We start from the raw sequence: 12,679 nt of genomic DNA on the forward strand, positions 1-12,679 counted from the left end.
TGCCCGGCGGCCCCTTTTTTGCGCTTGAACGCGCCATCCGTGGATCATTGCGTGACAGCGGGGGAAGTTAGCCCTGTCCCGCCATCGCCTGCGAAAGAGCTTGCGATGCCAGCGCATCCGGCAGCATGTCCACCGCCGCCGCCAGCCTTTCGTCCAGCAGCGCGAGCAATTGCGTCCAGTCCGCTATGCCGGTGAGTTCGCCCGGACCGTCCGAAATCCCGCGCAGGCCCATCATCGGCACGCCGAACCGCTGGCAGGCGCGCGCGACGGCGAAGCTTTCCATGTCCACCATGTCCGCGTCGATCGCCGCATAGGCATCCCCACCCACGATGTTCGCGCCGGTCGACAGGCGCGCGGTGGGCAGCGGGAGCGGCGTTTCCAGCGGCAGGTCGACGGGATGATCCAGGAATGGCGTCACCCCTTTGGCGAAGCCCAGCAGCGAGGCGTCCATGTCGCGCCACGAGACGCTCGACACCTGATAGACCTCGCCCAGCGTACATTGGCGCGATCCGGCGGAGCCCAGGCAGATGACGAGATCGGGCAGCGCATCCCCGCGCTTCAGTTCTGCGAGCGCGATACCGGCCACCATCGCGGCCTCGACCGGCCCCACCCCGGTCATCAGCGGCGTGAAACGGCGTCGCAGATGCGTGCCATATTCCGCTTCCAGCGCCATGACGAACAGCAGGCGGCGGCCCGCGACGATTTCGCATTCTGCCATGCATGGTTCCTATGTTGATCCCGCCGCTGATAGCGCAGGGTGATCTGGGCCCCAAGCCTTCCGATTCGAAAACACCAGCCGGGGCTCGATTGCAGGAGAATTCCCATGCCCGACGACATCGCCGCTGCCTTGGGCCGCTTTCAGGCCTTTCTGGATCGCTACGATCCGGTGAGCACCATCGACGAGGCTTCGGGCTTTACCGCCGCGGACGGGCTGTTGCTGGCCGCGGAACTGGAACTGGCAGAAAGGGCGCGCAGCACGCCCGACGAGTTCACCGAGGAATAGCCGGAACCCACGACCTTCTCTGGTGCAAAAGAGAAAGCCCGCCGGTCCGGAGACTGGCGGGCTTTGTAATGGTGGGCGTGGCAAGGATTGAACTTGCGACCCCTGCGATGTCAACACAGTGCTCTACCACTGAGCTACACGCCCACGGGAGTTGGGCCAATAGCGTTGGCCTGTTGCTTGCGCAAGCGGGAATTTGCGGGCTTGTGCCTTATCGGCTGGACAGGGTCGATGGAGGCCATATGTTGCGGTGCAAACAGGGGGACGCCACACTCATGATGCCATCGACCACGTCGCCAGTTCAGACGGCGCAGCGCCTGCCCCTTTATCGCCAGCTCTATGTCCAGGTTCTCGTGGCGATCGCGCTGGGCGTGCTGATCGGCCACTTCTTCCCCTCGGCCGGAGTGCAGCTCAAGCCGCTCGGTGAAGCCTTCATCAAGCTGGTCAAGATGATCATCGCGCCGGTCATCTTCCTCACCATCGTCACCGGTATCGCGGGGATGAAGGAACTGGGCGCGATCGGCCGGGTCGCGGCCAAGGCCTTCGCCTATTTCCTGACCTTCTCCACCCTTGCGCTGGTCGTCGGCCTGATCGTCGCCAATGTCGTGCAGCCCGGGCACGGCCTCAACATCGACCCCGCCACGCTGGATGGCGGCAAGGTGGCGGAATATGCGCACCAGGCGCACGAGCGTACGCTCACCGGCTTCCTGCTCAGCGTGATCCCTTCCACCCTCGTGTCGGCCGTGGCGGACGGCAATATCCTGCAGGTGCTGTTCGTCGCGATCCTGTTCGGCATCGCGCTCACCATGATCGGGGAGAAGGCGCAGCCCCTGATGACAGTGCTTGAATCGGCCAGCCATGCGGTCTTCAAGCTCGTCGCCTTCCTGATGAAGGCGGCGCCGATCGGCGCCTTCGGGGCGATGGCGTTCACCATCGGCGAATATGGCGTCGGGACGCTGGCCAATCTGGCGGGGCTGGTGGCGACCTTCTACCTGACGTCGATCCTGTTCGTCGTCCTGGTACTCGGCGCCGTGGCGCGCCTCGTCGGCTTCAACATCCTGCACCTCATCCGCTATCTGAAGGCGGAACTGCTGCTGGTGCTCGGCACGTCCTCGTCCGAAGCCGCGCTGCCCAGCCTGATCGAGAAGATGGAGCGGGCGGGGTGCCGCAAGTCGGTGGTCGGCCTGGTCGTCCCCACCGGATACAGCTTCAATCTCGACGGCACGAACATCTACATGACACTGGCGGCGCTGTTCATCGCGCAGGCGACCAACGTCCACCTCGGCCTGGAGGAGCAGATCCTGCTGCTGCTGGTCGCGATGATCTCCAGCAAGGGCGCGGCGGGCGTAACGGGAGCGGGCTTCATCACCCTGGCGGCCACGCTCTCGATCGTACCGTCGGTGCCGGTCGCGGGCATGACGCTGATCCTGGGGGTCGATCGCTTCATGAGCGAATGCCGCAGCCTCACCAACTTCATCGGCAACGCCGTGGCGACGGTCGTGGTGTCGGTCTGGGAAAAGGGGCTGGATCGCGAGCGGTTCAACGCGGCGATGGCGGGCCTGCCGCTGGAACCCACCCCGGATACGGAGGAAGTGATCCCCGACTGACCCGGCTTCAGCTGAGGCCGGTCACGCTCTCGCTGCCGAACATGCGTTCGACCTCCAGCACCAGGTCGCGCAGGTGGAAGGGCTTGGAAAGCACCTTCGCCTGCGGCACGGCCTTGCCTGCGCGCAGCGTCACGGCGGCAAAGCCAGTGATAAACATGACCCGCATGTCCGGCGCGACCGACGCGGCATGCTGGGCAAGTTCGATTCCGTCCATCTCCGGCATGACGATATCGGTCAGCAGCAGGTCGAAGCGGTCGGATTCGATGTGCGGCAGCGCCTGCGTGCCGGTGGCCACGGCGATCACCTCATAGCCCGACCGTTCCAGCGCGCGCGCCAGATAGGCGCGCATGCTCTCGTCATCTTCCGCCAGAAGGATCCGAACCATCCCAACTCATCCCCGAACGGGCCACTCCCCAGTGCCCTTGCATTCCGCCGTCCCACGCGGGTGGCGCGAAGCCGTGATATATGCGACAAGCGTTTAATATTATCCAGCCGGGTAACCATTTTTGGAGCCGATGAGCATAGCGCCGGACATCGACCACGCCGCTCCGGCCGAGCCTGCCGAGCGCATGCTGGCCTATGACCGCTTTGGCCCCGACATTCCCGACATGCCGATCATCCTGTCGGTTCCCCATGCCGGCCGCCTCTACGATCCGGCGCTGCTGGCACAGGCACGCGTCCGGCCCGAAATGTTGCGGCGGCTGGAGGATCGCTGGTCCGACCTGCTGGTCCACCCGCTGATCGCCGCGGGCTTTTCCGTCCTCGTCGCGCGTGCGCCACGCGCCTGCATCGACCTCAACCGGCATGAGCGGGAGATCGACCCTGCGATGGTGACCGGTGTGCCGCACGCGATCGCATTGCAGAGCAGCCAGAAGCTGCGCGGCGGCCTTGGTCTTCTTCCCCGCCGCATCGTGGGGGCGCCCGAACTCTGGCGCGGCCCCATCCCGTGGGACGAGGTGCAGCGGCGTGTCGAAGGGCTCCATCGCCCCTATCATGCCGCCGTCGCGCGGCTGATGACGGCGGCGCGGCAAGTGCACGGCCATGCGATCCTGATCGACCTGCACTCGATGCCGCCCCTGCCGCCGCCCGGCGCGGGGCAGCGGGCGCCGGGGCTGGTCCTTGGCGACCGATTCGGCCGGTCGGCTTCGCCGCGCCTGCTGGCGCTGGCGGCGGACGTCGCGGCGGGGCATGGAGTGCTCGCGGCGCAGAATCATCCCTATGCCGGCGATCACCTCATCGAACGGCACGGCCGGCCCGAAAGGGACATGCATGCCGTGCAGCTGGAGATCGACCGCGCGCTGTACCTCGATGCCGCGCTCGACCAGCCGGGGCCGGGGCTGGCGCGGACGCGTGTGCTGGTGGCCGGCATCGTCCAGGCGCTGGCGAACGAACTGCCGCGCACGGGCTACGCCCAGGCGGCGGAGTAAGGCCGCCTCAACGCAGGCGCGACTGATTCACCACCAGCCGAGCACCGGCGACGCTCAGGTGATGCGAATCGAAATAAAGCGGCCGTCCGTCCCGCATCAGGGCGCAATGCCCATCGGTGCACAGTGCGGCCATCGGCTCGACGACCTGCACGCCGTTGCGACGCAGCCGGGCGAACAGGGCACGCAGATGAACCGTGCGCCCTTCGATCGCTGAACGCGCTGCGCCTGTCGCCCGTCCCGGATCGCCCGAAAGGGCCAGATGCGCCAGCCGTCGCGGCACGTCGAAGGGTTGCGGCGGGACCGGGCCGATCAGCACGACTTCCCGTCCCTGTGCGCGGATCGCGCCGATCGTGCGGTCCAGCGCAGCGACGAAGGCGGGATCGTCGAACTGGCCATTGGCCCAGAAGGCTACGAGATAGACCTGCCGGATGCCCGGATCGGCCCGTATCGCGTCGAAGGCGGCGCGGTTGGCGCGGGCGCAGCGGGGATCCTTGGGCGGGTCATAACCCAGCACCGGCGGGCAGCTGGAGGTCGTGCGTTCGACCAGGGAACGGCCCCCGGCCGCTGCGCGCAGCGACAGGGCATAGGCGAGTTCTACGCCATGGCTGTCGCCCCAGAGCATAGCGTCGGGCTTCACCGGCGCTCCGAGGATGCAGGGCGCGGCGCTCCGCGCGAATGTGTCGTGGCAGCGGCCGCGCTCCGGGCTGATATCGGCGCGGCTTTCGGCGAGGCGCAGCGCGTGGGGCGGGAAACGCTGCGGCCAGCCGCCCGCCGCCATCAGTGCAGTCGAGAGGAGGCACAGCAGCGCCATTGCCGCCGCCGTGAAACGGAAAATAGCGCGGGAGGAGAAACGGCGGTGATCGCGGAAAGGTCGCTCGACATAGCGCCAGGACAGGAAGGCGGCGAGGAAGGCCGCCGCGATCACCGCCAGCCGCGTCCAGCCGGACAAGGGGGCGTCGGTCGCATATTCTGTGAAGACGATCAGCGGCCAGTGCCAGAGATAGAGCGAGTAGGAGAGCAGGCCGGTGGCGGTGAGCGGCGGCAGCGTCAGCACGCGCCCGGCGGTGGTGCCGGGCGCACAATGCAGCAGGGCGGCGGCTCCCAGCACCGGCGCCATGGCGGCGATGCCGGGAAAGACCGTGTCGCGGTCGTAGCAGAAGACGGCCAGCGAGACGGCCATAAGACCGGCCCAGGCGATCGCTTCCCGCAGAGCGCGGTTGCGCGGCATTGGCACCGCGCCGAGCGCCAGCAGCGATCCCGCCAGCAACTCCCAGGCGCGGGCGGGAAGGAGATAGAAGGTGAAGCCGCTGGTGTCGCGCTGGAACGCGATCGCCAGGCCGAGGGAGAGCAGGGCGACGATCCCGATGACGATGCTGCGCCGACGGGGTGCGAAGCGGGCAAGGAGCAGCAGCAGGATGGGCAGGCCGATATAGAATTGTTCTTCGACACCCAGCGACCATGTGTGCAGCAGCGGCTTCACGTCGGCGCCGCCCGCGAAATAGCCGGTGTCGGTGAAGAACCAGAGATTGGCGGCGAAGAGCGTCGCTGCCAGCGCGGATCGCGGCACGCCCTCCAAGTCGCCGGGAAGATAGAGCCAGGCGGCAGCCGCCAGCACCGCCAGGATCATGAGGCTGAGCGCAGGGATGATCCGGCGGAAGCGCCGCTCGTAGAACCGGACCAGCGAAAAAGTCCCGCCGTCCACTTCCCGCGCGATGATGCCGGTGATCAGATAGCCGGAAATGACGAAGAAGATGTCGACGCCGACATAACCACCTGAAAAACCAGGAATATGTGCATGAAATAGGAGCACCGGCAGGATCGCGAGCGCCCGCAGGCCATCGATGTCGGAGCGATAACAAGTGACCGCCTCGCTCTCCGCCTTGCTCTGTCCTGGGGGTGCCGCGCCGTGCATCGGGCGGGTGTATCCCCAAAGCCCTGACATTTGCTTTACCGCGGCTCGACATCTCTCGGTTGCAGCCCCTTTCCCATTTTCCCTGGCTTCGCTAACCTCTTCGCAAACAAGGGGTCCTTCCATGCGCTTTCCGCTCTGCCCGGCCGCCGTCGCGCTGGCCTTCGCCGTCCAACCCGTGCTCGCCGCCGACGAAAAGAAGTCCGACGCGGCCGAAAGTGCGCCCGAAAAGGACGTGCCCCCGCCCGTTGTGTCGGTGACGAAGCACAAGGGCATGTTCGGTGGACAGGCGGTCAGCTACACCGCCACAACCGGCGAAACCTATCTCAAGGACAAGGACGGCAAGCCGCTCGCCGCGATCTTTGCGACCAGCTATGTGAAGGACGGCGGCGATCCGAAGACGCGGCCGATCACCTTCCTCTACAATGGCGGGCCCGGATCGGGGTCACTGTGGCTGCACATGGGTGCCTTCGGTCCCAAGCGGGTGGTGCTGCCCGATGCGAAGGACGATGGCGCGCCGCCCTATCCGATCGTCGACAACCCCGAATCGCTGCTGGACGTCACCGACATCGTCTTCATAGATCCGGTCGGCACTGGCTTCGCCCATGCGCTCGGCAAGAAGGATCCCAAGGATTATTGGGGCGTGTCGGCCGACGCCAAGTCGATCGCGGAATTCATCCGCATCTGGCTGAACGAGAACGGCCGCTGGAATTCGCCCAAATATATCGGCGGCGAAAGCTATGGCACGACGCGCTCCGTCGCGCTCATCAACGAGTTGGAGTCCAGCTACAACGACGTCGCCGTCAACGGCATCATCCTCATCTCGACGATCCTCGACTTCGCCGCGCCCGCGGAAGTGCAGGGCAACGAAATGCCCTATGTGCTGAACCTGCCTTCGATGGCGACGACTGCCTTGTATCACCACAAGATCGCCAACCCGCCCGCGACGCCGGCGGAGATCGCCCAGCAGGCGCGCGATTTCGCGATCGGCCCCTATGCCGCCGCGCTGCTGAAGGGCAACGCGCTGGCCGGCGAGGAGCGGGCGCGGGTTCGGGCGGAGCTGGCGCGGCTGACGGGCCTTTCCGAACAGTTCGTGGATAACGCCAACCTGCGCGTGACGCCGGGGCGTTTCTACAAGGAGTTGCTGCGCGACCGGGGGCTTACCATCGGCCGGCTCGACACCCGCTATACCGGCGTCGATTATGACCGGGCGGGCGAGGAGCCCGACAACGACCCCAGCTTCTATGCCATCGACGGCGCCTATACGGCAGCGATCAACAGCTACCTGCGCGATGACCTGAAGCTGAAGATGGAACGCGACTATGTGACCATCGGCGGGGTGCGCGGCTGGGACTGGAAGCTCCAGGGGCAGGGCGGCCGCGACGGCGAGGTCTATGTGAACGTCGCCCCCTATCTCAGCCGCGCGATGCGGGAGAATAGCGGGCTGCGCGTTTTCGTCGGGCAGGGCTGGTATGATTTCGCCACGCCCTTCTTCGGCGCGGAATATGCGATGAACCGGCCGGGCTTCGACCCGGCGCGCATCCAGTTCCATTATTATGATGCGGGCCACATGATGTACGTGCGGCCCGAGGATCTGGCGAAGCTGAGCAGTGATATCCGCTCATTCATCCGGGGGCGGTAAGGCCTGCGTCCTAAATTGGTCCATTCGTCCCGAGCTTGTCGAAGGACCTTTCTTCCTCTGAAGAAGAGAAGAAGGCTTCGACAAGCTCAGCCCGAACGGGCGGAGAAAGTAAGCGAACGCTTCTACGCCGCCGCGCGGCGTTCCTTCAGTTCCTCGTTCAGCATCTCGGCGAGGAGGAAAGCGAGTTCCAGGCTCTGCGCCGCGTTAAGGCGCGGATCGCAGTGGGTGTGATAGCGGTCCGCCAGGCCTTCGTCGGTGATCGCCACGGCGCCACCGGTGCATTCGGTGACGTTCTGCCCGGTCATTTCCGCATGGATGCCGCCGCCGAAGCTGCCCTCGGCCCGGTGAACGGCGAAGAAGCCGCGCACTTCGGCCAGGATGCGATCGAAGGGGCGGGTCTTGTAGCCGTTCGCCGCCTTGATGACATTGCCGTGCATCGGGTCGCAGGACCACACCACCGGATGCCCTTCGCGCAGCACGGCGCGGACAAGCTTCGGTAGGCCTGCCTCGATCTTGTCGTGGCCATAGCGGGTGATGAGCGTAATGCGCCCGGCCTCGCGCGACGGGTTCAGCACGTCGAGCAGGCGGATGAGCGCATCCGGCTCCAGGCTAGGCCCGCACTTCATACCGATCGGATTGCCGATGCCGCGCAGATATTCGACATGGGCACTTCCCTCGAACCGGGTCCGGTCCCCGATCCAGAGCATGTGCGCCGACGTATCGTACCAGTCGCCGGTCAGCGAATCCTGCCGGGTCAGCGCCTGCTCGAAGGGCAGCAGCAGCGCTTCGTGACTGGTGTAGAAGCTGGTGCCCCCGAGTTGCGGCACGGTATCGGCGTCCAGACCGCAGGCCCGCATGAAGTCGAGCGCCTGGCCGATCTGGTCGGCCATTGCCTCGAACTTGGCGGCCCAGGGCGAGCGGCCCATGAAATCGAGCATCCAGCCATGCACCCGGTCGAGCGACGCATAGCCGCCGGTCGAAAAGGCGCGCAGCAGGTTCAAGGTCGCGGCCGACTGGTTGTAGGCGCGGACCATCCGCGACGGATCCGGCTCGCGGGCCTCGGCCGTGAAGGCGATGTCGTTGACATTGTCGCCGCGATAGCTGGGCAGCTCGACGCCGCCGATCGTCTCGGTGTCGGCCGAGCGGGGCTTGGCGAACTGGCCTGCCATGCGACCGACCTTCACGACCGGCAGCTTCGACGCGAAGGTCAGCACTACCGCCATCTGGAGCAGTACGCGGAAGGTGTCGCGAATGTTGTTCGGGTGGAACTCGGCGAAGCTTTCGGCGCAGTCTCCGCCCTGAAGCAGGAAGGCTTCGCCGGCCGAGACCTTCGCAAGGTCGGCCTTCAGGTGCCGAGCCTCGCCCGCAAAGACGAGCGGCGGAAACTGGCTGAGCTGGCTTTCGACCGAGGCGAGCGCTTCCGCGTCCCGATAGAAGGGCATCTGGATGCCCTTATGGCTGCGCCAGCTTTCCGGCGTCCACTTCGCCGCCACGTCGAGTCTCCTTCACAGATAAAAATAGGCGCCGCACCTACGCCGATGCGACGATCAAGGCAAGTTTATAGCGGTCAAGGCCCCTGAACACGCAAGGATTTGTCCGATCAGTCTGATCGGACGCGGCTATTTCTGGCAGGGCCAGCGCTCGTTCAGCGCAACGCTGACCAGCACGGAGGCAGGCGCCGATCGCTGGTCGGGCCAGCGTTCGAGATAGGCGACGGTCAGACGGCGCGCTTCGACAGCGGACATACTGTCGGGCCAGCAGACGGGGCGGGCGCGGCCGATGAATACGTCCTTGCGGATGCCGTCCACGACTCCCACGACATAGGCGGTGCAGGCCAGAGCATATTCGGGCGCCTTGTTGCGGCACTTGGCAAGCAGGGTGGCGCCGGTTTCGAACATGACGGCGCGTCCTCCCGAGGAAGGCTCAGCAGGCTGGGGCTGACCAGCAACGACAGCCAGCAACGCAAGCAGAAGCGCAGACATGATGAAGGATTTCCCGCCCAAACCATTTGGGATCGCGGCGGAATGTGCAGCGATCATGGCAGCCTGTCCATGCCGGTCCGGCGCTGAGACGACACGGATGGGCGCAGAAAACCGCGGTTTTATCCTATCTTCCCGCTTAACCTTGGAGATTATCGGGGTGGTAAGCCAATAGGAGGAAAGTCCTTACCCAGGGGGCACTTGGAGAGTGCCATGGGATTGACGAGAACTGAGTTGATGCAGGAGCGACGCAAGGAACGCCGCTACCTGGCGGATCTTGAAGGACGGCTGGTGTGGGATAGCGTGAGCCAGCCCGTGCGGATACGCAACATCTCCATCTACGGCGCCATGCTGGTGGGTGCCCTTCTGCCCCCGGTCGGTACGCGAATCGTGCTGATCACGGACGGGCTGGAGGTGTGCGGTTCGATCATCTGGTTGCGCGGCGAGCAATGCGGCCTGCTGCTCGAGCAGGGCGTCGAGCCACTGGCGGTGCTGCGCGATCGGCCGGTGCGAACCGCCGAACCGCCGCGTCCCTCGCTCGTGACCTTAAAGCGCGTTGGCCCTGGCTGCTATGCCTGAGCCCCGCCGATCAGCCCAGAGCGAGGCGCCAGTCCCAGCGTAGCGGGTCGCCGTCCATCACCTCCACACCGCGCGCGATGAGGGTGTCGCGGATCTCATCGGACAGCGCGAAATCCTTGTCCGCCCGTGCCGTCTGGCGCCGATCGAGTTCAGTTTCGATCTCTTCGGGCGTGATCTGCGCATCCTTGGGTTGCAGCCGCAGCTCGGCCCGGGTCAGATTCAGCAGGTTGAGACCCAGCGCCCGGTCGAAGGCGGCCAGCAGGCAGAGCTTCTCATCCGCCGGCACTTTCTTCAGCCCGATCGTCTCCTCCAGCAGCGGCAAGGCGCGCGGAGTCATCAGGTCGTCGCTGATCGCGGCGTCGAACTGCTCCAGCAGCGGCACCAGCTTCGGGTGCAGGTTCGCCCGGAGATAGTCGAGCCGGGGCGATTGCCAGGTGATCCCCTCCGCTCGCGCCTTTAGGTTCTCCACGCCCATGACCAGGCGCTTGAGGCGGGTAAGGGCCGCGCCGACGCTTTCGGCGCTGAATTCCAGCTCGCTCCGATAATGGGCCCCCAGGCACAGCAGGCGGTAGGCAAGGGGGTGCACGCCGGCGTCGATCAGCGAGAACAGGGTGGTGAAGCCGCCCTTGGACTTCGACATTTTCCCCTGCCTGTCGACCAGGAAATTATTGTGCATCCACCAGCGCGCGCCCGTGAAGCCCGCCGTCGCCGCATCGGGCACGCCGCAGCAGACGGCATGGAAGGCCTGGTTCTGGGCGATCTCGTTGGGATGGTGGATTTCGCGATGGTCGATGCCGCCGGTGTGGATGTCGAACGGATGGCCTAGGCGCGCCTCGCTCATCACCGAGCATTCGAGGTGCCAGCCCGGCGCGCCCTTGCCCCAGGGGCTGTCCCATTCCATCTGCCGCTGCTCGCCGGGAGGCGATTTACGCCAGATGGCGAAGTCGCTGGGGTTGCGCTTGCCGGCCACAGGATCGATCCGGCCATGGGCCGCATCGTCCCGGCCTCCGGCCAGCGCGCCATAATCGGGCACGCTGCCGCTGTCGAAATAGAGGCCGCTTTCCAGCTCGTAGCAATGGGCGGGTGCGATCTTCTCCGCAAAAGCAATCATCTGCGGCACATAGTCCGTGGCGACCGTCCACTCGCTGGGCGCGATGATGTTGAGATCGGCGATGTTCCGCTTGAACGCGTCGGTATAATGGGCAGCAATGTCCCAGATGGACCTGGCCTGCGCGCGGGCCGCAGCCTCCATCTTGTCGTCGCCTGCATCCGCGTCCGACGTCAGGTGGCCGACATCGGTGATGTTGATGATGTGGGTGACGTCCAGCCCCTTCCACAGCAGGGTGCGGCGGAGCGTGTCGGTGAAGACATAGGCACGCAGGTTGCCTAGATGGGCATAGTTATAGACCGTCGGTCCGCAGCTGTAGACGCGGGCATGGCCGGCTTCGATCGGCACGAAGGGCTCGACCGTGCGGGTCAGGCTGTTGAACAGGCGCAGCGGGGCGGCGTTGTGCTGGTCTTCGGACATGGCCCGAGCCATGCGGCGAGACGGGGCAGTGGTCAACAGTCCTTCGCCGCTGTTGTGCCGATGGCGCAGCGCTTTGTAACAAAAGATTTCCAACGGTCCCATCCCTTGCGCGACGGCGTTCCCTTCACGATATTGCCGATGCGGGCCGGGCCCCTCTGGCGGTGGATGCAAATCCGCCGCGATGTCGGACCGCATCGAGTGTGCTCGGTGCAGGTTCGGGGGATCACGCCCCCCTATGATCCTCCGAAGACCGCGCCGGGCCACTCGATCCACGCTTTGTTGGATGGAGTTTTGACGTGAACAATCCCGTACGCATGCCGGGCTATGGTGCGAGCCGGACGGTCGATACCGACGCCGGGCTGCGCGCGCATATGCTGGGCGTTTTCCGCAACATGGGCATCGGCCTGGTCATCACCGGCTTGGTCGCTGCCTTCATTGGCAATACGCCGGTGCTGGCCGCCGCGATCTTCGGCACGCCGCTCAAGTGGGTCGCGATCTTCGCGCCGCTGGCCTTCGTGTTTTTCTTCAGCTTCCGCATCGAGAAGATGACGACCGCCGGCGCGCGTATGGCTTTCTGGGCCTTCTCTGCCGTGATGGGCGTATCGCTGGCGAGCATCTTCCTGGTGTTCACCGGCGGCAGCATCGCGCAGGCCTTCTTCTCGGCGGCCGTCATGTTCCTTGCGATGGCGCTGTGGGGCTATACGACGAAGCGCGACCTGACGAAGGTCGGCAGCTTCCTAATCATGGGCCTGATCGGCATCCTGGTGGCGAGCCTCATCAACCTCTTCATCGGCTCTTCGGCGATGGCGATGGTGATCTCGATCCTGGGCGTGGTGATCTTCACCGGCCTCACCGCCTGGGATGTGCAGCGCATCAAGTCGGAATATTTTGCCTATGCCGGCCATGAAGTGGCGGAGAAGATGCAGGTGATGGGCGCGCTGTCGCTGTACCTGAACTTCGTCAACCTGTTCCAGATGCTGCTCAGCCTGACCGGCGAGCGGGAGTAAC

Annotated in this window: 12 protein-coding genes and 1 tRNA gene; 6 read left to right on the forward strand and 7 right to left on the reverse strand. The window is 65.5% G+C overall.

Features of this window, described 5'->3' with window-relative positions:
• Positions 1-67: 67 nt before the first annotated feature.
• Entirely contained in the window at positions 68-718 is a 651-nt protein-coding gene (locus M529_RS43170) for a 5'-methylthioadenosine/S-adenosylhomocysteine nucleosidase (protein WP_021319439.1), read from the reverse strand.
• 105 nt (positions 719-823) lie between these two features.
• On the opposite strand from M529_RS43170, the gene M529_RS43175 reads away from it, so the two are divergent.
• On the forward strand, positions 824-1,003 hold the full coding sequence (locus M529_RS43175) for a hypothetical protein (protein WP_021319440.1): 180 nt from the start codon (positions 824-826) through the stop codon (positions 1,001-1,003).
• A 69-nt stretch (positions 1,004-1,072) separates the two neighbouring features.
• Here M529_RS43175 and M529_RS43180 read toward each other — a convergent pair.
• Positions 1,073-1,147 (reverse strand) — tRNA-Val (locus tag M529_RS43180).
• 128 nt (positions 1,148-1,275) lie between these two features.
• Here M529_RS43180 and M529_RS43185 point away from each other — a divergent pair.
• Positions 1,276-2,607: a dicarboxylate/amino acid:cation symporter gene (locus M529_RS43185; RefSeq protein WP_021319441.1), complete on the forward strand. Its 1,332-nt coding sequence runs from the start codon at positions 1,276-1,278 to the stop codon at positions 2,605-2,607.
• 7 nt (positions 2,608-2,614) lie between these two features.
• Here the strand turns inward: M529_RS43185 and cpdR are convergent, their stop codons facing one another.
• Complete coding sequence (gene cpdR, locus M529_RS43190) at positions 2,615-2,992, reverse strand: cell cycle two-component system response regulator CpdR (protein WP_021319442.1); 378 nt, start codon at positions 2,990-2,992, stop codon at positions 2,615-2,617.
• A gap of 184 nt (positions 2,993-3,176) precedes the next feature.
• On the opposite strand from cpdR, the gene M529_RS43195 reads away from it, so the two are divergent.
• The gene (locus tag M529_RS43195; RefSeq protein ID WP_051184096.1) at positions 3,177-4,034 is read left to right on the forward strand and encodes an N-formylglutamate amidohydrolase; all 858 of its coding nucleotides are present in this window, start codon (positions 3,177-3,179) and stop codon (positions 4,032-4,034) included.
• A 7-nt stretch (positions 4,035-4,041) separates the two neighbouring features.
• Here M529_RS43195 and M529_RS43200 read toward each other — a convergent pair whose 3' ends face one another.
• Positions 4,042-5,946 carry an acyltransferase family protein gene (locus M529_RS43200; protein ID WP_021319444.1) on the reverse strand — a complete coding sequence of 635 codons (1,905 nt, stop codon included), beginning with the start codon at positions 5,944-5,946 and terminating at the stop codon, positions 4,042-4,044.
• A 121-nt stretch (positions 5,947-6,067) separates the two neighbouring features.
• Between M529_RS43200 and M529_RS43205 the strand changes: the two genes are divergently transcribed.
• Positions 6,068-7,585 (forward strand): S10 family peptidase, encoded by a 1,518-nt coding sequence (locus M529_RS43205; protein ID WP_021319445.1) that lies wholly within the window; start codon positions 6,068-6,070, stop codon positions 7,583-7,585.
• A gap of 122 nt (positions 7,586-7,707) precedes the next feature.
• Here the strand turns inward: M529_RS43205 and M529_RS43210 are convergent, their stop codons facing one another.
• Together M529_RS43210 and M529_RS0125045 are read right to left on the reverse strand one after the other, a co-directional pair.
• Positions 7,708-9,078, reverse strand: a complete 1,371-nt coding sequence (locus M529_RS43210; protein ID WP_021319446.1) for a class II 3-deoxy-7-phosphoheptulonate synthase — start codon at positions 9,076-9,078, stop codon at positions 7,708-7,710.
• Between the two features lie 126 nt (positions 9,079-9,204).
• Positions 9,205-9,483: a Rap1a/Tai family immunity protein gene (locus M529_RS0125045; protein WP_021319447.1), complete on the reverse strand. Its 279-nt coding sequence runs from the start codon at positions 9,481-9,483 to the stop codon at positions 9,205-9,207.
• A 294-nt stretch (positions 9,484-9,777) separates the two neighbouring features.
• Between M529_RS0125045 and M529_RS43215 the strand changes: the two genes are divergently transcribed.
• Positions 9,778-10,143, forward strand: a complete 366-nt coding sequence (locus M529_RS43215; RefSeq protein ID WP_031295428.1) for a hypothetical protein — start codon at positions 9,778-9,780, stop codon at positions 10,141-10,143.
• Between the two features lie 10 nt (positions 10,144-10,153).
• Here M529_RS43215 and M529_RS43220 read toward each other — a convergent pair whose 3' ends face one another.
• The gene (locus M529_RS43220; RefSeq protein ID WP_031295430.1) at positions 10,154-11,671 is read right to left on the reverse strand and encodes a cysteine--tRNA ligase; all 1,518 of its coding nucleotides are present in this window, start codon (positions 11,669-11,671) and stop codon (positions 10,154-10,156) included.
• A 314-nt stretch (positions 11,672-11,985) separates the two neighbouring features.
• Between M529_RS43220 and M529_RS43225 the strand changes: the two genes are divergently transcribed.
• On the forward strand, positions 11,986-12,678 hold the full coding sequence (locus M529_RS43225) for a Bax inhibitor-1/YccA family protein (RefSeq protein ID WP_021319450.1): 693 nt from the start codon (positions 11,986-11,988) through the stop codon (positions 12,676-12,678).
• The last annotated feature ends 1 nt before the right edge of the window (position 12,679 follow it).

It is taken from the genome of Sphingobium ummariense RL-3 (assembly GCF_000447205.1).
Classification (GTDB): Bacteria; Pseudomonadota; Alphaproteobacteria; order Sphingomonadales; family Sphingomonadaceae; genus Sphingobium; species Sphingobium ummariense.